General features: G+C 51.9%; 20 protein-coding genes, 1 pseudogene and 1 other annotated feature. Of the genes and pseudogenes, 6 read left to right on the forward strand and 15 right to left on the reverse strand.

Going from position 1 to position 23,841, the window contains the following annotated elements; all coding sequences use genetic code 11:
* Nucleotides 1–63 precede the first annotated feature (63 nt).
* Nucleotides 64–634 (reverse strand): annotated as a pseudogene (locus A7983_RS24905) (glutamine amidotransferase-related protein); the annotation flags it as partial.
* On the reverse strand, nt 634–2,196 hold the full coding sequence (locus A7983_RS18900; RefSeq protein ID WP_005968669.1) for an anthranilate synthase component 1: 1,563 nt from the start codon (nt 2,194–2,196) through the stop codon (nt 634–636). The pseudogene A7983_RS24905 and the gene A7983_RS18900, both read right to left, overlap by 1 nt.
* Before the next feature lie 31 nt (nt 2,197–2,227).
* Nucleotides 2,228–2,332: a sequence feature (Trp leader region), on the reverse strand.
* Nucleotides 2,333–2,540: 208 nt separating this feature from the next.
* Here A7983_RS18900 and rnm point away from each other — a divergent pair.
* The 3 genes from rnm to rluB all read left to right on the forward strand — a co-directional run bounded on the left by rnm (nt 2,541) and on the right by rluB (nt 5,233).
* A complete protein-coding gene (gene rnm, locus A7983_RS18905; protein ID WP_005968668.1) occupies nt 2,541–3,425 on the forward strand; it encodes an RNase RNM in 885 nt (294 codons plus the stop codon).
* 142 nt (nt 3,426–3,567) lie between these two features.
* Nucleotides 3,568–4,188 (forward strand): L-threonylcarbamoyladenylate synthase, encoded by a 621-nt coding sequence (locus A7983_RS18910; protein ID WP_005968666.1) that lies wholly within the window; start codon nt 3,568–3,570, stop codon nt 4,186–4,188.
* A gap of 160 nt (nt 4,189–4,348) precedes the next feature.
* A complete protein-coding gene (gene rluB, locus A7983_RS18915; RefSeq protein ID WP_005968664.1) occupies nt 4,349–5,233 on the forward strand; it encodes a 23S rRNA pseudouridine(2605) synthase RluB in 885 nt (294 codons plus the stop codon).
* Between the two features lie 207 nt (nt 5,234–5,440).
* Here the strand turns inward: rluB and cobO are convergent, their stop codons facing one another.
* Nucleotides 5,441–6,031: a cob(I)yrinic acid a,c-diamide adenosyltransferase gene (gene cobO, locus A7983_RS18920; RefSeq protein WP_005968662.1), complete on the reverse strand. Its 591-nt coding sequence runs from the start codon at nt 6,029–6,031 to the stop codon at nt 5,441–5,443.
* Between the two features lie 17 nt (nt 6,032–6,048).
* Complete coding sequence (locus tag A7983_RS18925) at nt 6,049–6,810, reverse strand: YciK family oxidoreductase (RefSeq protein ID WP_005968659.1); 762 nt, start codon at nt 6,808–6,810, stop codon at nt 6,049–6,051.
* Between the two features lie 340 nt (nt 6,811–7,150).
* Between A7983_RS18925 and sohB the strand changes: the two genes are divergently transcribed.
* On the forward strand, nt 7,151–8,197 hold the full coding sequence (gene sohB, locus A7983_RS18930) for a protease SohB (protein WP_005968657.1): 1,047 nt from the start codon (nt 7,151–7,153) through the stop codon (nt 8,195–8,197).
* Nucleotides 8,198–8,301: 104 nt separating this feature from the next.
* On the opposite strand, the gene A7983_RS18935 is transcribed toward sohB, so the two are convergent.
* A complete protein-coding gene (locus tag A7983_RS18935) occupies nt 8,302–8,571 on the reverse strand; it encodes a YciN family protein (RefSeq protein WP_005968655.1) in 270 nt (89 codons plus the stop codon).
* A 326-nt stretch (nt 8,572–8,897) separates the two neighbouring features.
* On the opposite strand from A7983_RS18935, the gene topA reads away from it, so the two are divergent.
* Nucleotides 8,898–11,498 (forward strand): type I DNA topoisomerase, encoded by a 2,601-nt coding sequence (gene topA / locus A7983_RS18940; protein ID WP_005968653.1) that lies wholly within the window; start codon nt 8,898–8,900, stop codon nt 11,496–11,498.
* Nucleotides 11,499–11,879: 381 nt separating this feature from the next.
* Nucleotides 11,880–12,854 (forward strand): HTH-type transcriptional regulator CysB, encoded by a 975-nt coding sequence (cysB, locus tag A7983_RS18945; RefSeq protein WP_005968651.1) that lies wholly within the window; start codon nt 11,880–11,882, stop codon nt 12,852–12,854.
* Between the two features lie 114 nt (nt 12,855–12,968).
* On the opposite strand, the gene dtpA is transcribed toward cysB, so the two are convergent.
* From dtpA to araA, 10 genes are all read right to left on the reverse strand, one after another.
* Nucleotides 12,969–14,486 carry a dipeptide/tripeptide permease DtpA gene (dtpA, locus tag A7983_RS18950; RefSeq protein WP_005968647.1) on the reverse strand — a complete coding sequence of 506 codons (1,518 nt, stop codon included), beginning with the start codon at nt 14,484–14,486 and terminating at the stop codon, nt 12,969–12,971.
* 667 nt (nt 14,487–15,153) lie between these two features.
* Nucleotides 15,154–15,789 (reverse strand): endonuclease III, encoded by a 636-nt coding sequence (nth, locus tag A7983_RS18955; protein WP_005968645.1) that lies wholly within the window; start codon nt 15,787–15,789, stop codon nt 15,154–15,156.
* Nucleotides 15,786–16,493, reverse strand: a complete 708-nt coding sequence (locus A7983_RS18960) for an electron transport complex subunit E (protein ID WP_005968643.1) — start codon at nt 16,491–16,493, stop codon at nt 15,786–15,788. Before A7983_RS18960 ends, nth begins: the two co-directional genes overlap by 4 nt.
* Nucleotides 16,490–17,119 carry an electron transport complex subunit RsxG gene (gene rsxG / locus A7983_RS18965; RefSeq protein WP_005968641.1) on the reverse strand — a complete coding sequence of 210 codons (630 nt, stop codon included), beginning with the start codon at nt 17,117–17,119 and terminating at the stop codon, nt 16,490–16,492. Before rsxG ends, A7983_RS18960 begins: the two co-directional genes overlap by 4 nt.
* 10 nt (nt 17,120–17,129) lie before the next feature.
* A complete protein-coding gene (gene rsxD / locus A7983_RS18970) occupies nt 17,130–18,185 on the reverse strand; it encodes an electron transport complex subunit RsxD (RefSeq protein ID WP_005968640.1) in 1,056 nt (351 codons plus the stop codon).
* The gene (gene rsxC, locus A7983_RS18975) at nt 18,186–20,456 is read right to left on the reverse strand and encodes an electron transport complex subunit RsxC (RefSeq protein ID WP_005968639.1); all 2,271 of its coding nucleotides are present in this window, start codon (nt 20,454–20,456) and stop codon (nt 18,186–18,188) included.
* A complete protein-coding gene (gene rsxB / locus A7983_RS18980) occupies nt 20,449–21,027 on the reverse strand; it encodes an electron transport complex subunit RsxB (RefSeq protein ID WP_005968637.1) in 579 nt (192 codons plus the stop codon). The genes rsxC and rsxB overlap by 8 nt, the downstream gene beginning before the upstream one ends.
* Nucleotides 21,027–21,608: an electron transport complex subunit RsxA gene (rsxA, locus tag A7983_RS18985; RefSeq protein WP_005968636.1), complete on the reverse strand. Its 582-nt coding sequence runs from the start codon at nt 21,606–21,608 to the stop codon at nt 21,027–21,029. The genes rsxB and rsxA overlap by 1 nt, the downstream gene beginning before the upstream one ends.
* Before the next feature lie 226 nt (nt 21,609–21,834).
* Complete coding sequence (gene ydgT / locus A7983_RS18990) at nt 21,835–22,050, reverse strand: transcription modulator YdgT (protein ID WP_005968635.1); 216 nt, start codon at nt 22,048–22,050, stop codon at nt 21,835–21,837.
* A gap of 263 nt (nt 22,051–22,313) precedes the next feature.
* The gene (araA, locus tag A7983_RS18995) at nt 22,314–23,819 is read right to left on the reverse strand and encodes an L-arabinose isomerase (protein ID WP_005968634.1); all 1,506 of its coding nucleotides are present in this window, start codon (nt 23,817–23,819) and stop codon (nt 22,314–22,316) included.
* Nucleotides 23,820–23,841: the final 22 nt, after the last annotated feature.

Here is a 23,841-nt window from a genome sequence, read left to right on the forward strand (position 1 = left end):
TCCCGTGTCTTAAAAGGCTGTTGCGTAGAAGACAGTTGCATAATCGTATCCCTCCTTAAGCCAGCGCCCAGTCCAGCGTTTGCTCCAGCAGTCGAGCGCCGTGCGTGGTCAGGATCGACTCCGGATGGAATTGAAAACCGCAAACGCGATCCGCGTCGTTACGCACCGCCATCACCATCGTGTTGAAGTGTGCGTTGACGGTTAGCGTAGAAGGAATGCTGCTGCCAACCAGCGAGTGGTAGCGGGCAACGGGTAGCGGGTGCGGTAAACCGCTAAACATGCCGTTGGCATCGTGGTCAATGGCAGATGCTTTGCCATGCAGGATCTCTCCTGCCTGACCGACATGGCCGCCGTAGGCTTCGACGATGGCCTGATGGCCGAGGCAAATGCCGATAATTGGCAACTGACCACGCAGGCGTTGCAGCAACTCCGGCATACAGCCCGCTTCGGCTGGGGTGCCAGGGCCGGGGGAGAGCATCAGAATCGGTTTTTCCATCTGCTGTAACCGCGCGATGATGATGTCGGCAGGCAGATGGTTACGGTAAATTACGACCTGGTGACCGCTGGAGCGCAGTTGATCCACCAGGTTGTAAGTGAATGAGTCGATATTATCGAGCAGCAGGATGTCGGCCATCAGAAGATCTCCTTTGCATGGTGCGCGCTGGCAATAGCGCGCAGCACGGCGCGGGCTTTATTGCGTGTTTCGTCGGCTTCGGCCTGCGGATTAGAATCCAGAACCACGCCCGCTCCCGCCTGAACGGTGGCAATACCGTCTTCAACATAGGCGGAGCGAATGACGATGCAGGTATCCAGATCGCCGTGGGCAGTGAAGTAGCCCACCGCGCCGCCGTAGCTACCGCGCCGGGTTTTCTCACTTTCGGCAATTAGCTGCATCGCCCGGACTTTCGGTGCGCCGCTCAGCGTGCCCATATTCATGCAGGCGCGGTAGGCGTGCAGGACATCCAAATCTTCACGCAGTGTGCCAACCACGCGGGAAACCAGGTGCATCACAAAGGAATAGCGGTCAACTTTGGTCAAGTCAGCAACGTAACGGCTACCCGGCTGACAGATACGTGCCAGATCGTTACGAGCTAAATCTACCAGCATCAGGTGCTCTGCCAATTCTTTATGGTCGGTACGCATTTCCAGCTCGATGCGGCTATCGAGATCGCGATCCAGTGAGCCATCAGCACGACGGCCGCGTGGACGGGTGCCAGCAATCGGATAGATTTCGATTTGGCGGCTGTCGGCATCGTATTTCAGCGAGCTTTCCGGCGAAGCACCGAACAGCGTGAAATCCTGATCTTGCATGTAAAACATGTAAGGGCTGGGATTGTTATCTTTCAGCGTTTGGTAAGCGGCCAGCGGTGAAGGACAGGGTAAAGAGAAACGGCGTGACGGCACGACCTGAAAAATTTCACCGATGCGGATAGCTTCCTGCATCTGACCGACGACTTCACCAAAGGCCTCATCACTCTGGTTGCAACTCAGCGTCATGTCTTCGATAGACTGACGCGGCAGCGCAGGAGCAGGCTGGGTGAGCTGAGATTGTAATTGCTCCAGACGCTGTTGTAGACGCTGCTTTTCACTCTGGCTTGGCGTAAACAGGCTGGCTTGCAGGGCGGTTACGCGTTTTTGGTGGTCAAGTACCAGTAAGGTTTCGGCTAGATAAAAGCAAAAGTCCGGGCAGCGCTGCTGTTGGCTCAGCGCCGGTAATTCTTCAAACCCCGCGACCAGATCGTAGGCGAACAAGCCGCCGAGGAACATGGCTTCACGCTCATCCGTCGGGCAGGCAACCAGCGTTAGAATCTGGCGTAAAGCGTCAAACACGGACAGCGAACGCAGGCGGGCATCTTCATCCTGCATAGCATCAGCTAGCGGGAAGGTGAGTTCACGACCGTTCGGAAGCGGCTGATTGAGAATTTCTGTAGGCAGCGCGGCATCCAGAAGCGGTAGCAGGTTGGCACCGTTTGCGGTTAATGCCTGAACGGAAACCTGTTGGCCTAGAGCGGTGATACGCAGTGCGCTATCAATGATCAACAGGCTTTTCAGGTTTTCCTTGCTATCGATTTCAGCGGACTCTAACAGCAACGTGGCAGGTCTGGCACCGCAGAGCTGATGGAAGATAGCGCTGGGGTCGTTGCGATAAACGGCCTCAGTACGTAGCAGTTCCAGTTTAGGTTGTGTTGTTTGCATTCTTGCTACCCGTTAAATGTTGTGCCCATCAAATAAAAAACCCGCTTAGTTAAGCGGGTCTGGGAATATCTGCATGTGTGATAACAGCGATGCGTGATTAGTCCACCCGCGATAGGGAAGCGCGCCACCAACCATGTTTCATCATTTTCTGCGTTGCCATTATCATCATCTCGCTGTTTGTGTACCGATCAATGTCTGCGCACTGAACTTGCGTACTAGTTAACTGGTTCGGCGATAAAATGTCAACACCTTCAATAGGATTATTTTATTACTCAGGTAAACGGCAGGCATTACCCTTTTCTTCCTATTAATGGCATCATGCGGCCTTCGCATGATTCTTGTTAATGGGTAGGCTTGTGCCAGAAGATTCTCAACCGATATCGTCATTTCCACTTTATGATTTGCATAGCCATACTACGGCGTCTGATGGCCTTTTAACGCCGACAGCGCTGGTCAGCCGGGCGGTAGATATGCGGGTGAGCGTGCTGGCCATTACCGACCACGACACGACGGCTGGGTTTGAAGAGGCACAGACTGCGATTGCACAGCAGGAGCTGCCACTAAGGTTAATTCCCGGCGTAGAGATCTCCACGCTGTGGGAAAATCATGAGATCCATATTGTCGGATTGGGGATGGATATTGCACATCCTGCGTTACGTGGGTTGCTGCAACAGCAGGCGGATAACCGGCAGAGTCGGGCGGAACAGATCGCCGCTCGGCTGGAAAAATCCCGCATTCCCGATGCGCTGACTGGTGCACGGCGTCTGGCGACGGGGGGGCAGATTACACGGGCGCATTTTGCGCGTTATCTGATCGAATTGGGCATCGCGACGAACATGAATCAAGTGTTCAAAAAATATCTGGCGAAAGGCAAAATCGGCTACGTGCCGCCGCAGTGGTGCACCATCCCACAAGCGATCGAGGCGATCCATCAATCTGGTGGTGTGTCGGTGTTAGCACATCCGGGGCGTTACGATCTGACGGCCAAATGGCTAAAGCGCCTGTTAGCCATGTTTGCAGAAAGCGGTGGGATCGCAATGGAAGTGGCACAATGCCAGCAGGCGCCGGATGAACGGACGCAACTGGGTCGTTATGCGCGTGATTTCAACCTGATGGCGTCGCAAGGATCGGATTTCCACCTGCCTTGTGCCTGGATTGAGCTGGGCCGTAAGCTGTGGTTACCCGCCGATGTCGAGCCAGTTTGGCATCACCCATTATTGGCAAATTAGCTGGATATTACCGCGTAATGGCATCGCTATCTCATGAAATAACAATCTTTTACCACCGACACGTTCTATAATAACCCTATTGCATTATGACGCGGTGTGGGATGAGCAACGCCGCGATATATCAGACGCACGAGGTAGGGTCATGAGTCAGTTTTTCTATATTCATCCGCAGAATCCGCAACCACGATTAATCAGCCAATCGGTGGAGTTTTTGCATAAAGGCGGGGTGATTGTTTATCCAACGGATTCCGGTTATGCGCTGGGCTGTATGTTGGGCGAAAAAAACGCGTTGGAACGCATCTGCCGGATTCGCGATCTGGGTAGCGATCATAACTTCACGCTGATGTGTCGCGATCTGTCCGAACTATCGACGTATGCCCATGTTGATAACTCGGCCTTCCGGTTGATTAAAAATAATACGCCGGGTAATTACACCTTTATTCTGAAAGCGACAAAAGAAGTGCCCCGTCGCTTAATGAATGAAAAACGCAAAACTATCGGCCTACGCGTGCCGTCTAACCCTATTGCACTGGATCTGCTGGCCGCGCTGAACGAACCGTTGATGTCGACAACGCTGATGCTGCCGGGAAATGATTTTGCCGAATCCGATCCAGAGGAAATTCAGGAAGAATTGGGAAAATTAGTGGATTTGATCATCCACGGCGGCTCCTTAGGTCAACAGCCGACGACGGTTATCGACTTGACCGAATCCGTGCCGCGCATTGTTCGTGAAGGCACTGGGGATGTTACGCCATTCTTATAAGCGCGGCGACGGCGGTAACAATGAGAATACAAATGGCGTGAAGATCGGTATAATCGCGCCAGCATTGAATATTAGACATGATTTTTACGTAACCTGCTGAATTTTATAGGCAGTTATGACTCCCCCCGACGCCTGGGAAGGCGACACTAGAGGTTGCTCAATGAGCGAAAAGTTACAAAAAGTTCTGGCGCGCGCCGGACATGGCTCACGCCGCGAAATTGAAGGTATCATTCAGGCTGGACGCGTCAGCGTTGACGGTAAAGTTGCCACTCTGGGCGATCGTGTTGAAGTGACGAAAGCCACCAAAATCCGTATTGATGGTCATGTGGTTACCGTTAAGGAAACCGAAGAAACTGTGTGTCGCGTTCTGGTGTATTACAAACCAGAAGGCGAGTTGTGTACCCGCAACGATCCTGATGGGCGTCCAACGGTGTTTGACCGTCTGCCGAAGATTCAGGGCTCCCGTTGGGTTGCGGTAGGGCGTCTGGATGTGAACACCTCCGGTCTGCTGCTATTTACGACTGACGGTGAATTGGCCAATCGCCTGATGCACCCTAGCCGTGAGGTTGAGCGCGAATATGCCGTGCGGGTCTTCGGTGAGGTTGACGACGAAAAGATCAAACAACTGAGTAAAGGCGTACAGTTGGAAGACGGTCCTGCCGCATTCCGCACTATCCGCTATCAGGGCGGTGAAGGTCTGAACCAGTGGTATAACGTCACGCTGACAGAAGGGCGTAACCGTGAAGTTCGTCGTCTGTGGGAAGCGGTTGGCGTGCAGGTTAGCCGCCTGATCCGCGTGCGCTACGGCGACATTACTTTGCCAAAAGGCATTCCACGCGGCGGCTGGGCAGAAATGCCGCTGGAACAACTGAACTATCTGCGTGAGTTAGTACAACTTCCGGCGGAAACCGTATCGAAGCTGCCGGTTGAGCGCGAGCGCCGTCGGGTGAAAGCGAACCAGATCCGCCGTGCGGTAAAACGTCACAGCCAGATCAACAGTGCTCCTGCACGTCGCACATCTCCAAAGCCGAAACGTAACGGCTAATTTTTTCGCCATACGCTTCACGGGCAGCCTTCGCTGCCTGCAATCGGCGGTTGAAGAAAGTAAAATATTAGGGAAACACGGGGATGGGGTTCCCGCGAGGGATGCCTCGCCCCGTGGTCGCCCGTGTATCTCGATCTTATCACGATATAACTACCAATAATCCCACTCTATGCCATGTAGTGTCTTCGTTGATCGCCAATGGCGGGTTTACCAGTCAATTCCTTGCTGTGCCTGAATCCCGTTATCAAACGCATGTTTTACCGGGCGCATTTCCGTCACGGTATCGGCCATTTCCAGTAAATCACGGTGGCAGCCCCGCCCAGTAATAATGACGGTCTGTCCAGCAGGACGCTGTTTTAAAGTAGTGACAACGTCACTTAAATCTAAATAATCGTAGCTAATCATATACGTCAGTTCATCTAATACGACGAGATCAAGTTGCGGATCGGCCAACATCCGTTTACCTGCCTGCCAGACGTTCTGCGCTGCTGCGGTATCCGTCTGGCGATTTTGCGTATCCCAGGTAAAACCGGTCGCCATCACCTGAAATTCCACGCCATGCTGTTGCAGCAGATTTTTTTCACCGTTTGGCCATTCACCTTTAATAAACTGAATCACGCCAGCTCGCAGTCCGTGGCCTATAGCCCGCGTGACGGTACCAAATGCTGCCGTCGTTTTCCCTTTTCCATTACCAGTGAAGACGATCAGGATACCGCGCGTTTTATTCGCAGCGGCGATGCGGGCATCGACTTTCTCTTTCAGGCGCTGTTGGCGTTGCTGGTGACGTTCATCGCTCATATTTGTGCTCTTCTCTCTTATTCGGCTGGACCGGCCTTTCTACCCGGTTGTGCATCGAAACTCATCCCCGTCTTGCGACGGCTGTCGTCACCCATCAGGTAGAGATACAGCGGCATGATATCTGTCGGCGTTTTCAGTTTCATTGGGTCTTCGTTAGGGAAAGCGGCTGCACGCATTCCCGTCCGCGTACCACCGGGATTAATACAGTTCACTCGCAGATTTTGTGAGCGATATTCTTCGGCCAGCACCTGCATCAAACCTTCTGTGGCGAACTTGGATACGGAATAGGCTCCCCAGTTGGCACGACCTTCGCGACCGACGCTGGAACTGGTGAAAACCAGAGAAGCGCAGGGCGATTTCAATAGCAGGGGGAGCAGCGCCTGCGTCAACATAAAGGTCGCGTTGACATTGACCTGCATAACTTGATGCCAGATCTCTGGCGTTTGCTGTACAACAGGGGCAACTTCCCCAAGCAATCCTGCGTTGTGGAGTACGCCATCCAGATGCGGTACAACCTGTGCCAGTTCATCCGCCAACTGAAAGCACTGTGCAGAGGATAAGGCCAACATATCGCAGACAACAACGTGTGCTGTCGTACTCTGCTCCTGTTCGATCTGCTGTTTAACCGCCTGAAGTTTACTTTCTGTCCGCCCCAATAAGATGACGTGAGCGCCGTAGCGGGCATAGGTCATTGCCGCTTCCCGGCCAATGCCATCTCCGGCACCAGTGACCAGAATGATGCGGTTTTGCAGTAAATCGATTTTAGGCTGGTAATGCACAATGAATTCCTCATGCCGCGGCGCGAAATAACCACGCTTCTAGATAGTAGACCTGCCATAGCATATCGGCGCGTGCGGTTCGGAACGTCAGGTGAAGGCGTATCCGGGCAGGATGAATGGGGGTGTTATGCCTCAAATACTGTACGTTTTCAATGAGACTGGCTCTATTTGTCCCTGTGCTGTTGTAAAAAGCGGCAATAGATAGAGAAACCGCAGGAATAACATCGCCATATTGTGTGCCATCAGTTAGGTTATAGGAAGGGAATGGCGCGTGACGTCAGCGCTATAGTTGGCTGGTAGGCCAATATTAATTAATGCTCAGTCAATGAGGACGGTGTTTGTGGAATTACTTTCTCTGTACGGTTTATTCCTGGCTAAGGTGTTCACCATCGTGGTGGCTATTGGTGCGTTGGTCGTTCTGGCATTCGGGATGACACAACGTAAACGCCAGCATAAAGGTGAGTTACAGGTCACGAATCTGGGTGAGCAATATCAAGAAATTCAGCGTGAAATGCAGACAGCCTGTATGAGCGACACTGAACGCAAGTTGTTATCTAAACAAGAAAAAAAGAAAGAAAAAGAAACCGCGAAGCAAGATAAACAGCGTGCCAAGCGTGGCGAAGAGAAAAGTGTAAAGCCGTGCCTATATGTTCTCGATTTCAATGGCAGTATGGATGCAGGCGAAGTCAGTTCGCTGCGTGAAGAGATCTCTGCCGTGCTCGCCGTGGCGAAACCGAAAGATGAAGTATTGCTGCGTCTGGAAAGCCCTGGCGGTGTGGTGCACGGTTATGGACTGGCAGCGTCGCAGTTACAGCGCCTGCGCCAAGGTGGTGTGCGGTTGACCGTCTCCGTAGATAAAGTCGCGGCCAGTGGGGGATACATGATGGCCTGCGTGGCCGATCGTATCGTCGCGGCTCCCTTTGCTATTGTGGGATCTATTGGCGTCGTGGCGCAAATTCCCAATTTCCACCGTTTGCTGAAAAACAAAGATATTGATGTTGAACTGCATACCGCGGGTGAATTTAAACGCACGTTGACGCTGTTTGGTGAGAATACCGAACAAGGCCGTGAAAAATTCCGCGAAGATCTGAACGTGACGCACACGCTGTTTAAAGACTTTGTGCAGCAAATGCGTCCATCGCTGGATATTGATTCAGTTGCAACCGGCGAGCACTGGTTTGGCACGCAGGCGAAAGATTTGGGATTGATCGATGCTATCGGCACCAGTGACGACCTGCTCATTGCTGAAATGGCGAATCATGAAGTATTAAGCGTGCGCTATACGCGTCGTAAACGTCTGCTGGATCGCCTGACGGGGAGCGCAGGTGATACCGTAGAACGTCTGATGCTACGCTGGTGGCAGCGTGGTGCGAAGCCCCTGCTGTAGTTAAACCTATCAATCCCCCCTAAATAATTCGAGTTGCAGGAAAGCCAACGTACATGCAGCTTGAAGTATGACGGGGAAATGCCCGCCGTTCGCGGGCATTTGCATTAATCGACCAAATAATATTTTTCGGATAAAACATGCGCAAGGTGTTTGAACATGTTAAATACCGCGGTACTTTTTAAGGTCGGAATTCCGTTTGCATCGAGAAAAAACTCACCGCGGAAAACCAATACGCCATTTTTTTGTTCTACGCTATCAGCGACCATGCCATGCAAATAATCATCGTGATGTTTAATGATGTCATTGGCTTCAACTAATAAGCTCTGGCGGCTAATCGGACGTTTTTCTTCGTTAACCTGATATTCAGGTGACATGATTGTTACTCCTGTGCGCCCCTTGAAAAAGGGGGGAATTACACGATATCAATAACGTTTGTTCCAAAACTGTATCGAGAGAGAGGGTACTGCGATACGGTTTTAGCGTAAAGAGCAGATTATGAGGCAAATGGGCTACATTTTAGAGGCTTACCTGCCGATATTCAGTTTGGCAGGAAGCGGATAAAACAGTGTCTCCATGCTAATTAGGTTGCGTGGCAGTATTTATCAGGTAGAGTGTGGGATTTTGCGCAGTCAGTAGAATCCGCTCTGAATGCCCCGAAAAATATCTGATTTTCAGAAGAATTCAGCAGGTAATAGTACATATGGGTAAAGCTCTCGTTATCGTCGAGTCCCCGGCAAAAGCCAAAACGATCAATAAGTATTTAGGCAATGACTACGTGGTGAAATCCAGCGTCGGTCATGTGCGCGATTTGCCGACAAGTGGCTCAGCCAGTAAAAAGAGCGCGGACTCAACGACTAAAGATAAAACGAAAAAGAAAGTCAAAAAGGATGAAAAATCTGCGCTCGTTAATCGTATGGGCGTCGATCCTTATCATGGTTGGAAAGCCAACTACGAAATACTGCCGGGTAAGGAGAAGGTTGTCTCCGAACTAAAAACGCTGGCGGAAAATGCCGACCATATCTATCTCGCAACCGACCTTGACCGCGAAGGGGAAGCCATTGCCTGGCACCTGCGGGAAATCATTGGTGGTGACGATCGGCGTTTCAGCCGCGTGGTGTTTAACGAAATCACGAAAAATGCCATTACACAGGCGTTCGAAAAACCAGACACGCTGAATATTGACCGGGTTAATGCACAGCAGGCGCGCCGATTTATGGATCGCGTGGTGGGTTACATGGTTTCCCCGCTGTTGTGGAAAAAAATTGCCCGTGGTTTGTCCGCTGGGCGCGTGCAGTCGGTCGCGGTACGGCTGATTGTCGATCGCGAGCGTGAAATCAAGGCGTTTGTGCCGGAAGAATATTGGGAACTGCATGCCGACTTGCTGGCAGGCAGTGATATTCAACTGCAAATGCAGGTAACGCACCACAACGGCAAACCGTTTAAACCCGTTAACAAAGATCAAACGCATGCGGCGGTCAGTCTGCTCGAAAACGCACGCTATGTTGTTGCTGATCGCGAAGATAAGCCGACCAGCAGCAAACCGGGTGCGCCGTTCATCACATCAACGCTGCAACAGGCTGCCAGTACGCGTCTTGGCTTTGGTGTGAAAAAGACCATGATGATGGCGCAGCGTCTGTACGAAGCGGGCTACATCACCTACATGCGTACCGATTCCACGAACCTCAGTCAGGATGCGTTGACGATGGTGCGTGGCTATATCGGCGAAGAATTCGGCAAGCGCTATCTGCCGGAGACGGCAACCGCCTACAGCAGTAAAGAAAATTCACAGGAAGCGCACGAAGCCATTCGACCTTCCGATGTTGGCGTGCTGGCTGACAGCCTGAAAGATATGGAAGCCGATGCGCAGAAACTGTATCAGTTGATCTGGCGTCAGTTCGTCGCCTGTCAAATGACGCCAGCGCAATACGATTCCACCACGTTAATCGTGGAAGCCGCAGATTATCAACTGCGCGCCAAAGGCCGCACGCTGCGTTTCGATGGCTGGACGAAGGTTATGCCAGCGCTGCGTAAAAATGATGAAGATCGCACGTTGCCGACTGTGGAGGTGGGTGAGGCGCTGTCATTACAGAAACTGCTGCCAGGGCAACACTTTACCAAACCACCGGCACGCTACAGCGATGCCTCTCTGGTTAAAGAGCTGGAAAAACGCGGTATTGGTCGTCCTTCTACCTACGCTTCAATTATTTCAACCATTCAGGATCGCGGCTATGTACGGGCGGAAAACCGCCGTTTCTATGCTGAAAAAATGGGTGAAATCGTTACCGATCGGCTGGAAGAAAACTTCCGTGAATTGATGAATTACGATTTCACCGCGCGGATGGAAAGCCGTCTCGATCAGGTTGCTAACAATCAGGCGGAATGGAAAGCCGTACTGGATGAATTTTTCACCGAATTTAGCCAGCAGTTGGAAAAGGCAGAACAGGATCCTGAAGAAGGCGGCATGCGTCCCAATGCAATGGTGTTGACCAGCATTGACTGCCCGACCTGCTCTCGTCAAATGGGTATTCGTACTGCCAGTACCGGGGTGTTTCTGGGCTGTTCCGGCTATGCACTGTCGCCGAAAGAGCGCTGTAAAACCACGATCAACTTGATCCCGGAAGCCGAAGTGCTGAATGTGTTAGAAGGTGATGACGCCGAAACTAACGCGCTGCGTGCTCGCCGCCGCTGTGAAAAATGTGGTACGGCGATGGACAGCTATCTGATTGATAACCAGCGTAAACTTCACGTTTGCGGGAATAACCCAGCCTGCGACGGATATGAGATCGAAGCTGGCGAGTTCCGCATCAAGGGCTATGATGGGCCGATTGTTGAGTGCGAAAAATGTGGCTCCGAAATGCACCTCAAAATGGGGCGTTTTGGTAAATACATGGCCTGTACCGGCGAAACGTGCAGCAACACGCGTAAGATCCTGCGTAATGGCGATGTTGCACCACCGAAAGAAGATCCGGTGCCGTTGCCTGAACTGAGCTGCGAGAAGTCCGATGCGTATTTCGTGTTACGTGACGGCGCTGCGGGGGTATTCCTTGCGGCCAATACATTCCCGAAATCTCGCGAAACACGGGCTCCGCTGGTAGAAGAATTGGATCGATTCAAAGATCGTTTGCCAGAGAAACTGCGTTATTTGGCTGATGCTCCGGTGGTCGATAAAGACGGTAATAAAACGCAGGTGCGTTTCAGTCGTAAAACCAAACAGCAATATGTCTCGTCGGAAAAGGAAGGCAAGGCAACAGGCTGGTCAGCGTTTTATATTGACGGAAAATGGGTTGAAGGGAAGAAGTAACCTCTTTCTGTCACCTTAGGCACTGCTGTGTTTGTGCGTTAAAAATAGCTAAATCGAGCCAGCCGTGAGGCTGGTTTTTTTTATCGTAAAAAATATCCTGATAAAACAATCGTATGAGGATAGTCTTGCGGTAGCATAAGGATTGTTGATCCGTGATAGAGAATCATGCGGTTTACCTCGGTGATAATCGCACGCGCTGCGTTCTTTATCACTGCAGTCATGCAAAAATGGTTATATAAAAATAATTTTTATGATTAAATGACATTAATTGATGGAAATATACGCCAGATGATTAAGGCGTAATCAAGGTCAATAAAACGGAACGTCGTTAGAACGTCGTGAGATGCTACACGCACACTTCAATTGGGAATGGGATAAATTATGAAACTACAACAGCTTCGTTATATTGTTGAAGTTGTTAATCACAACCTGAATGTGTCTTCTACCGCAGAAGGGTTGTACACCTCCCAGCCGGGGATCAGTAAACAGGTCCGCATGCTGGAGGATGAGTTGGGCATTCAAATTTTTGCCCGTAGTGGAAAACACCTGACACAGGTGACCCCCGCTGGACAGGAAGTCATCCGCATTGCACGCGAAGTGTTGTCGAAAGTCGATGCCATCAAAGCGGTTGCCGGAGAGCATACCTATCCCGATAAAGGGTCACTGTACGTCGCAACGACCCATACGCAGGCTCGCTACGCGCTGCCTAGCGTCATCAAAGGTTTCATCGATCGCTATCCTCGCGTATCGCTGCATATGCATCAGGGCTCGCCGACGCAGATTGCCGAGGCTGTTGCGAAAGGGTCTGCGGATTTTGCTATTGCAACTGAAGCCCTGCATTTGTACGACGATCTGATCATGCTGCCGTGTTACCACTGGAATCGCGCAGTAGTCGTAAAACCGGATCATCCGCTGGCATCCAAAACAGACATCACTATTGAAGAGCTGGCTGCTTATCCCATCGTTACCTATACCTTTGGCTTTACGGGGCGTTCTGAGCTGGATACCGCGTTTAACCGAGCGGGTCTCACGCCGCGTATCGTTTTTACCGCAACAGATGCTGATGTGATTAAGACCTACGTGCGTTTAGGGCTGGGCGTGGGGGTGATTGCCAACATGGCGGTTGATCCGCAGACGGAAACCGATCTGGTGACCATCAACGCGAACAGCATCTTCAGCTATAGCACGACGAAAATTGGTTTCCGGCGCAGCACGTTCCTGCGGAGTTACATGTACGATTTCATCCAGCGTTTTGCTCCGCATTTAACGCGTGATGTTGTCGATTCTGCCGTGGCACTGCGTTCAAATGATGAAATTGAAGCGATGTTTAAAGACGTTACATTGCCAGTGAAGTAAGCATTGTCAGACGTACTAACGTAAAAAAGCCAGACAGTGTCTGGCTTTTTATCATCTGACTCATTACCAATAACACCTCGCTCAATTATTTGAGAGAGGTGTTTAGATAGGCTATCAGACCGACTCTGCGCTAGCAGCGGTATCTACAGGAACGTCGGCGACATCCTGGGTCATACGCGTTAGCTTCGGTGCAGTCAACAGCATCAGAACGGCTATGATGCCCGTAACGATGCCAATCTGCATGAAGACATTGCTATAAATCTCAAGAGATGTGTGCGGGTCTACGACGTTCTCAGGCACGGCCATCATATTGGCGACGTAGCCTGCGATAATCGCGGCACCGGCTGATGTCAGGAACCAGGCACCCATGATGAAACCCATCAGACGCTGTGGGACCAATTGAGCGACCATCGCCAGACCCAGCCCGGAAATCATTAACTCCCCGATACTTTGCAGGCCATAGCAGAGGATCAGCCAATTGACGGACACGATACCTTGTTCGTTTGCCATGCTAGCGCCCCACGGCAGCACTAGAAACGCGCCGGAGCACAGCACCATACCAATCGCAAATTTGTACGCCATAGGCAGTTGGTCGCCCATTTTGTTGTAAACCGCAGCCAGAATCGGGCTGGCAACCATGATCCAGAATGGGTTGAGCGCCTGATACTGCTCTGGCTCAAAGGCAAAGCCTAAAATTGAGTGCTCAACGTTGCGGATAGCAAAGAAGTTCAGCGATGTTGGCATCTGGTTGTACAGCACAAAGAAGACCACGGCTTCCAGCATCAGCAGAAGCGCTACGATCATCTTCCGGCGTTCTGCACCTTTCACCACCAGCATCTCTTTGATGAAGATGGTGACAACGGCGATTGAAATAAGCGTCAGTATCCAACGCGCGACGCTCTGGTTGTGTAACAGCCAAGTGGAGAGTGCGACCAGTGCAACGATACCCACGAGCGTGACGCCGAGCTTCTGCAAGTTGATCGGCTGGAAATCTGGTTGAGAGCCTTGTGTGCTGACCCACTTCCGGCAGAACATGAAGTTAACCAGCGTCAGGATCATCCCGACTACGCTCAGAGAGAATGCTACGCTCCAGCCATAGTTTGCGGCGAGTACTGGTGTAGCCAGCATAGAAAAGAAGGAACCGATGTTCACCGCCATGTAGTACATGGTGAAGGCGCCATCCAGACGCGGATCGTCTTTCGCGTAGCAGGTAGACAGCAGGGATGACGGGTTAGCCTTAAACAACCCGTTACCGACGGCAATGGTCGCCATACCGATATAGACCCACGTCACGCTATGGCCCGAGTAGGAAATCATGGCGTAGCCGAATGCCAACACGATAGCACCCAGCACGATGACACGTTTAGTGCCGAGGACTTTGTCACCCAACCAGCCGCCAATGGCGACGAAACCGTATACCAACGCGCTGAATGAGGAAAATAGGGTGATGGAGTCGGTTTCGGACATGCCCAGCATTTTGACCAGATAAACCGCCATAATGCCCTGCAGACCGTAGTAACCAAAACGCTCCCACAGCTCGATGCTAAAGATGAGATAAAACGCTCTTGGCTGTTTGAAGGCGTTCATGCTGACGCTTTCGGTTGATTCGCTGTTGTTGTTTGCTGTTGACACAAAAACCTCTGATTTTACATATCTCGTTTTTTTTAACGAGAAAATAACAAGAGTGAAACAGTGGGACTGCAACCTCTTTTGATGAGTTATAGGGAGGAAATACGGCGTTATATTGACGTTATTTTACGGACAGACAAGCTGTTTTACATATTTTGTTACAAGTGGGTTTTGTAGCGTGATAAAACCAAGAATTAAATGTTATGCAGAGTTTAATTTCATAACTTGCTTTTGCTTCAACTGATTATCTTGATTTAATACGATCGTTTTTTATTAAAGGGGTATAATCTGCCTTTTACTTAAAATCAAGACAATACCATTAACTATGAGTGAATATTAGGTTTAATCTTTTGCATATTACTAAATATGTAGTGAGTGTAAAAATTCATCAACGGCACACAATAAGGACGATATTGATATAATCACCCATAGTTACTTCATATCACTAAATTTTCTATTAAAAATAACTTATTAGCCTTAAATAGTGGTTATGTGTGTTTTTATACAGGCTTTTTGATCGGGGATTCGCCAGCGAAGGCGTCGTTGCCTGAGTGATGAGAAGCAGAGCACATGTGGCTTACGCTGGTAGTGAGAGAGTTAAAGGTGAGATAGCACGTGGGGTAACCAAGAGGAAGGCCTGATGATAACGACCTCATCAGACCACAACAGATTAGGCGTCGATCTTTTCGCCAAATTCACATAAATCTTCAATCAGGCAGGAGCCACAGCGTGGTTTGCGGGCGATGCAGGTGTAACGGCCATGCAAGATTAACCAGTGGTGACAGTCGACTTTAAATTCTGCCGGAACGACTTTCAGCAGTTTTTCCTCTACCTGTTCAACATTTTTACCCGGCGCGAATCCTGTACGGTTACTAACGCGAAAGATGTGAGTATCAACAGCAATGGTCGGCCAGCCAAATGCCGTATTCAAAACAACGTTTGCCGTTTTTCGTCCTACGCCGGGTAGGGCTTCCAACGCAGCGCGATCTTCAGGAACCTGTCCCTGATGTTTTTCCAGCAATAGGCGACAGGTCTTGATGACATTTTCCGCTTTGCTGTTAAACAGGCCGATCGTCTTGATATAGCTCTTAACGCCGTCTACGCCGAGTTCTAGCAGGGCTTCGGGCGTGTTGGCGACAGGATAGAGTTTTGCGGTTGCCTTGTTGACGCTGACGTCGGTTGCCTGTGCCGAAAGCAGTACGGCGATGAGCAGTTCAAATGGCGTGCTGAAATTTAACTCAGTCGTTGGATGGGGATTGTTGTCGCGTAAACGCGTTAAGATCTCAACCCGTTTGACCTTGTTCACAGAGATTCCCCTACGACACTGGTTGCTGGTGCAATTTTACCTGCGGCAGCAGCGGCACGCGCTCGGCGTTGTTTCATTTTCTCATCGATCAAATATTTCGCGGCAAGCAACAGCCCCAGACCGATAAAAGCGCCCGGCGGCAGCATTGCCAGCAGGAAAGGGGAATCGAGGTGCACAACCTCAATGCGGAGAACTTTAGCCCAGCTACCTAGCAGTAAATCTGCGCCGTCGAATAGAGTGCCGTTACCCAGAATTTCACGTAAAGAACCGAGAACGACCAGTGCGCTGGTCGCTCCCAAGCCCATAGCCAAACCGTCAATGGCAGAAGGGAGGACGGCATTCTTGGAAGCGAAGGCTTCTGCACGTCCGATAACAATGCAGTTCGTCACGATCAGCGGAATAAAAATCCCCAGCGATTGATATAAACCGTAGGCATAGGCATTGATCAGCATCTGCACGGTACTGACCACCGAGGCAATAATCATGACGTAAATTGGAATGCGGATTTCTGCTGGCACCCAGCGGCGCAGCGCGGAGACGGCCATGTTGGTACAAGTAAGAACCAGCGTGGTGGCCAGCCCTAATCCCAGCGCGTTAGTTGCCGTAGATGACACTGCTAGCAGAGGACACAGGCCCAGCAATTGAACCAGTGCCGAGTTGTTCTTCCATAGCCCGTCAATGAAAAGTGCTTTAGTTTGACTCATTGGTTCTCTCCACAGGCGGACAGCGTATCGATTTGTGACGGCAACGTTTGTAGGTAAAGCGCACTGCGTTTTACGCTGTTAATGACAGCTCGTGGTGTGATGGTGGCGCCGGTAAATTGATCAAACATACCGCCTTCCTTCTTCACCGCCCAGCGGGCGTCATGCTCGCCTTGCACCATTAGCCCATTAAAGCGTGTGACCCAGTCAGATATTCGCACCTCGATTTTATCACCTAGCCCTGGCGTTTCATGGTGCTCGGTTACGCGGACGCCGAGTACCTTGCCATGAAAATCGGCACCAACCAGCAGTTGAATAGCACCAGAATAGCCATCCGGTGCGGTACTTTCCAGCGCGGCGGCGACCGGTTCACCGTTCTGACGGGCGATGAACACGCGGTGTGGGGCTGATGATCCTAATGCTGAATTAGTGACAACGTAACACTCTTTTTGAATGTCACTATTGTATAACTCGGCAGGTACTACCTGATCCAACAACATCTTTTGCTGCAACATTGCCTGATGGGAGATTGTTGGTTCCGTTAACATGTTCACCACCGCAGTTAATGCGGTAGTACCAGCAGCAAACAGGGCCAGTGTTGTCGCGTGGCGGCGCATTGTCGTCATCATGGGCGTCTCCTCAGCGATGGTGGCCGTAAGCGCGTGGCTTGGTGTAATAGTCGATCAGCGGCACGGTGATGTTTGCCAGCAGAACGGCAAAGGCTATCCCGTCTGGGTAGCCGCCGTAGGTGCGAATCAGCCACACCAGTAATCCAATCAACGCCCCGAAAATCAGACGGCCACGATTTGTCGTTGATGCCGTAACGGGATCGGTGGCGATGAAAAATGCGCCGAGCATGGTAGCACCGGATAACAGATGTAGCATTGGTGGTGCAAATTTCTCCGGCGCGATGAGCCAGCTTAGTGAGGCACAGAACATCAACGATAGTAGAAAACTGACCGGAATATGCCAGCGGATGGAGCCACGTATCAGCAAGAACAGCCCGCCGATGAGAAAACCGATATTCACCCACTGCCAGCCAATACCAGACAGCCATTGGGCAAACAGTGGCTGTTGCAGAATGTCCTGTGGCGTTTGACCTGAGCGTAGACTGGTTTTAAACGTATCCAGCGGGGTGGCCTGGCTCACGCCATCAACGTTATGCATCAGTTGTTGCATGGTATACCCGTCAGGCGTGTGTCCGGTAAAAATGATGACGAGTGCATCATGGAAACTAAGCGGGATGGTTTGCAACGGCGCGGGTGGTAGCCAGCTCGTCATCTGGACCGGGAAAGAGATCAGCAACACCACATAGCCAATCATCGCCGGGTTAAAGGGGTTTTGCCCCAGGCCACCATACAATTGTTTGGCAATGATGATGGCAAAGACGGTTGCCATTACCACCATCCACCATGGGGCAAGCGGCGGTAGGCTGATACCGAGCAGCACGGCAGTCAATAATGCGGAATTGTCAGCCAGTGTAGTGCGTACTGCAAATTTTCTTAGTGACAACGTCACGCCTTCAGCAACAAGCGCGGTGGCTGACGCCAGCCCAACCTGAATCAGGTTGCCGTAACCAAAGAAATAGACCTGCGCCAGCATGCCCGGCAGGCAGGCCAGAATAACCAACAGCATGATGCGCTGTGTGCGCTGCTGGTTATGTGTGAACGGTGAACTCGCAATTCTAAAAGCCATTTATTCCTCTTGATATGACGATGCCTGCGCGGCTTTACGGGCTTTAACGCGAGCGATGGCGGCGGCAACGGCAGCCTTACGGGGATCTTCCGGCTCTTGTGTTTCAACGACCGCGCTCGGTTCCGTAACGATCGGCTTTGCAACGACGTCAGGGACAGGCTCTGAAACAGGTTCTTCAGCGCTTGTCGCAGGTTGCTGCGCAGCTTTACGGGCTTTAACACGAGCGATGGCAGCAGCAACGGCAGCCTTACGTGGATCTTCTGACTCTTGCACTTCAACGACCGCGCTCGGTTCCGTAACGATCGGCTTTGCAATGGCGTCAGGGACAGACTCTGAAACAGGTTCTTCTGCGTTTGTCACAGGCTGCTGCGCGGCTTTACGAGCTTTAACGCGAGCGATGGCGGCGGCCACTGCGGCCTTACGGGGATCTTCCGGCTCTTGTGTTTCAACGACGGCGATCGGTTCCGCTGCTGCATCGGGAACGGCTGATGATACCCGCTCTGTCGTATTTAGCTCGGACTGCTGTGCTTCTTTGCGGGCTTTAACCCGCGCAAGAGCAGCGGCAACGGCGGCTTTACGTGGATCAAGCTCGTCAGGTGTTGCCTCTACCGCTGGTGTTTCCTGTTGCGCCTGTGTCTCGCGCGCCCGTTCTTCACGTACTAATGCTTTACGTGCGGCACGTGCGGCGATGGCTGCGCTGTTATCCGGCTGTGTATCAGGGGTTACCGTGATAGGGGAACCGATTTCGGCTTCTGCGGTTTGTTTACGGCGTACACGTTCCAGCGCGGCCTGAACGGCATCTTTGTCACTGGTGGAGACACCAGCGGCAGCCTGTTTGTGACGCAGTTCGCGCGCGGCCTTTTCCCGTTGCAGACGCGCTTGTTTGGCATCAAAACGGACCTTGGCCTGCGCGGCACGCTGTGCGTCTTCGTCGATGGCCCGAATTTCGGCCTTTTCCTGACGATAGTACTGCACCAGCGGGATATTGCTGGGGCAGACGTAAGCACAAGCACCACATTCGATACAGTCGAACAGATGATGATTGCGGGCTTTTTCGTGTTCCTGCCCGCGGCTGAACCAGTACAACTGCTGCGGCAAGAGACCTGCCGGGCAGGCATCGGCACATTTGCTACAGCGAATACAAGATTGTTCTTCGGCAACAGGCTCCATTTCCGAATGTGATGGCGCGAGCAGGCAGTTGCTGATTTTGACGATAGGGACATCCAGCGACGGCAGCGTAAAGCCCATCAGCGGGCCACCCATTACCACCATCGGCTGCTTATTCACATGGAAACCACCCTGTTTGAGCAGGTGGCGTACCGGTGTCCCCAATCGTGCCCACACATTACCAGGCTGACGCAAGGCTTCACCGGTCAGCGTTACCACACGCTCGGTGAGCGGCTCGCCGTCGATCACCGCGCGTTTTATGGCGAACGCCGTGCCGACGTTTTGCATTAACACGCCAATTGTGGCGGAGTGTTTACCGAATGGGACTTCTTTGCCGGTCAAAATTTTGGTGAGCTGCTTGGCACCACCTGATGGATACTTAGTGGGGATGACACGCAACTGCATGTCACTGCGTTTGCCCAAGGCTAGACGCAGGGCGCTGATGGCTTCCGGCTTGTTATCTTCGATTCCGATCAGAATACGTTTCGGCTGCAACAGGAACGACAGGATCTCGACGCCCTGAATAATCTCCTCGGCACATTCCTGCATGAGTCGATCGTCGGCGGTGATGTAGGGTTCACATTCTGCGCCGTTGATAATCAGGGTTTCAATCCCGCGCATCCCGCCTTGTAATTTGGCGGCGGTCGGGAAGCCTGCACCACCCAAACCCGCAATGCCCGCCTGATGCAGGTGGGCAAGCAGGGTATCGGCACTCTGCGCACGGTAATCCGCATAGGTCTGGCGCTCGCACCAGCGATCTTCGCCATCCGGCACGATAATGATACTGAGTTCGGTCAGGCCAGAAGGATGCGCCGTGGTGTGCTGGCGGATCGCGTTCACCGTTCCCGATGTCGGTGCATGGACGGGCAGTGTACGGCCTTTTCCCCGCGTCAGCGGCTGGCCGCGCAGCACCTTCTCACCGACACTGACACAGATTTCGCCTTCCGGCCCGAGATGCTGCTTGAGCGGAATAATGAACTGTTCTGGTAACGGAATCTGGCGCAGTGGCGTCTGGCTGGACTGCGTCTTCATTTCTGGCGGATGAATACCTCCGTCGAAATCCCAGATCCTGTCTTTTCTAAAGGCGGAAAACAGCTTAAGCATGTCGTTCTACTTGAATAACGCGTACTGGAATCGTATCGAGATCCCATTTCCAGTTAGCGGGAGTCGGAGCGATGGGACGTAATTCGATACAGTCCGTAGGGCAAGGGGAAACGCAGAGATCGCAACCGGTGCATAAATCGCTGACGACGGTGTGTACCGCTTTGGTACTGCCGATGATGGCATCAACCGGGCACGCCTGAATACACTTGGTACAACCGATGCAGTTGCTCTCATCGATCCAGGCAACATGACGCGCGGGAGCTTGGATCTCAGCATCGCCTTCCAACGGCTGCGGGTCAATGTTGAGCTTTTCAGCCAGCTTCAGCATCATCGCTTCGCCGCCGGGGCCGCATTTATTAATACTTTCGCCATTCAGCGCGACCGCTTCGGCGTAAGGGCGACAGCCGGGATAGCCGCACTGGCCGCACTGACTTTGTGGCAGCATCGCTTCCACTTCTTCCACGATCGGATCGTTTTCAACTTCAAAACGACGTGAGGCGTAGCCAAGCACCAAACCGAATGCCAGCGCGAGTGCGCTTAATGCCGCAATAGCGATCCAGATAGCGGTCATCAGAATTTCACCAATCCGGTAAAGCCCATAAATGCCAGCGACATCAGGCCCGCGGTGATCAGCGCGATAGAAGAGCCTCGGAACGGTGCGGGAATGTCCGACACGGCGAGGCGCTCGCGGATGGCGGCGAAGAGCACCATCACCAGTGAGAAGCCCGCAGCACCGCCGAAACCATAAATCGTTGATTGCAGGAAACCGTGTGACAGGTTGATGTTGAGCAAGACAACGCCAAGCACGGCACAGTTGGTAGTGATCAGCGGCAGGAAAATCCCCAGCAGACGATATAGCTCAGGGCTGACTTTGCGCACGAACATCTCGGAGAACTGCACCACCACGGCGAGCACCAGAATAAAAGCCATGGTGCGTAAATAGAGAATATCGAGCGGAACGAGGATAAATTCGTTGACCAGCCAGGAAAACATGGAGCCTAGCGTCATCACAAACGTGGTCGCCATGCCCATGCCAATCGCCGTCTCCAGCTTTTTGGACACGCCCATAAAAGGGCACAGCCCAAGAAACTTCACTAAGACGAAATTATTTACCAGAAGGATGCTAACAAAGAGCAATGCGTATTCGGTCATTACGGTGCCTACAAAACAAAACCGGACTATTATCAGGTATTGTTGGGGTTTCGACAACATACCCAAAGTAGGGTTATCGCCGTCCTCTTCAAGGAGCGGAAGGTCAGGTTCTCTGAATAAGAGAAATGCCGGGCTATCAAACAGCAACATGTGGTGCGTTCTGAGCCATAGCCCGGAAGGAAATTATTGCATAATTATTCTTTTTTTCGCAGATAACAATTTATCGCTACAGCACATAACGCCAGACGGATTTTGGCACGCAGCCGACATCGAATAAGCGCCCGCCGGAGGCTAATTCAGCCCGGCGGTGATCGGCAGCACGATACATGTTGATGATTTCCTGACTATCTGTCAGAGAGTAATTGAGGTGATCAAAGAGTTTTTCCAGACTTTCTGTTGAGCTGACTTTTCTGAATTTGAGCAAATAGTCATGAACGGTCATGGTGAATTGGTCTAATAGTTATGTGGTTGAGATGACTAAGTATATTCAAGCAAGAAAGTCTGTCCAGAGGGTGATGTAAAAAGTACGCTTATTTTTCAATAACAAACGAGTGGAAATAAAAAATAACGGATTGACAGAAAAATAAGGCGGCTTTTAAGGCTACGGGGAATGGCCTATCGGAGCGTCGGAACGATTAATGCCTATAAAGGAGCAGATTGTGTACGGATGAAAGATCCATAGACAATCTGCTCCGATGCGTGAAATTAACGGCTACAAAGTTTGTAATACACCTCGTTCCAGCGTAGCGCATCTTTGAACTCGTGGAGTCGGGTTTCGTTGTCGATCACCAGCAGTTCAATGTTTTGCATCTCTGCGTAGAGCCGCATGTGGTCGAGATCCAACGCCTGACTAAAGACGGTATGATGCGCACCACCCGCCAGGATCCAAGCTTCGGCCGCCACTTCCAGCGACGGTTGCGCTTTCCAGATGGCGCGAGCAACCGGCAATTTTGGCAATGGACGTGGCTGCTCGATGGTATCGACCAGATTAACCAACATTCTGAAACGGTCGCCCATGTCGATCACGCTGGCGTTGAGAGACGGTCCGGCTGGCGTGGAGAAAATCAAACGGGCGGGGTCGGCTTTTCCACCAATGCCAAGGTGCTGCGCATCCAGAATCGGCTTCTGCTCTTTCGCAATCGTCGGGCACACTTCCAGCATGTGGGAACCAACGACCAGATCGTTACCATTCTGGAAGTTATAGGTGTAGTCCTCCATGAAGGATGTACCGCCCGACAAACCGCTGGCCATCACTTTCATGATGCGCAGCAGCGCGGCGGTTTTCCAGTCGCCTTCACCGCCGAAACCGTATCCTTGCTGCATCAGGCGTTGTACTGCCAGACCCGGTAGTTGTTTCAAGCCGTACAGGTTTTCAAAATCGGTGGTGAACGCGTGATAGCCGCCTTGTTCCAGAAAGCGTTTCATCCCGAGTTCGATCTGGGCAGCATCCAGTAGGTTTTGGCGGTTAGCCCCGCTGAGTTTCACGGCGTCTGTCAACTGATAGCTGGCTTCGTATTCTTCGACCAGCGCATCAATATCGCCTTTGGAGACGGCATCGACAACGGCGGTTAAATCGCCCAGCCCCCAGGCGCTGACGGAGTAACCGAACTGAATCTGTGCGCCGACTTTATCGCCTTCGGTGACGGCGACTTCACGCATGTTGTCGCCAAAGCGCGCGACCTTCAACTGTTTGCTTTCCTGAAGCGCGGCTGCAACTCGCATCCATTTACCGATGCGGGCATGGGCATTCTTATCCTGCCAGTGACCAACCACCACCTGATGCGCCTGCCGCATCCGGGCACCGATGAAGCCAAATTCACGCCCGCCGTGTGCCGTCTGATTCAGATTCATGAAATCCATGTCCATGGTATCCCACGGCACTTCGGCATTGAACTGGGTATGGAATTGCAGCAGCGGTTTGCTGAGCACGCTCAGGCCGCCAATCCACATTTTTGCCGGAGAGAAGGTATGCAGCCAGGTTAGCAGGCCGATGCAGTTATCCTGATAGTTGGCATCACGACACAGTGCCAGAATTTCATCCGGTGTTTTCACCAGCGGCTTCAGCACCAACTTAACCGGCAGATTGGCCTGTTGATTTAAACCCGCGACGACGTTTTCCGCGTTCTCTTTTACCTGACGTAACGTTTCCGGCCCATAGAGATGCTGGCTACCGATGACGAACCAGACTTCAAGCTGCTTAAAATGATCCATGATGACTCCTGTACGTGATCCC

This window comes from Pectobacterium wasabiae CFBP 3304 (assembly GCF_001742185.1).
In the GTDB taxonomy this organism is placed as follows: Bacteria; Pseudomonadota; Gammaproteobacteria; order Enterobacterales; family Enterobacteriaceae; genus Pectobacterium; species Pectobacterium wasabiae.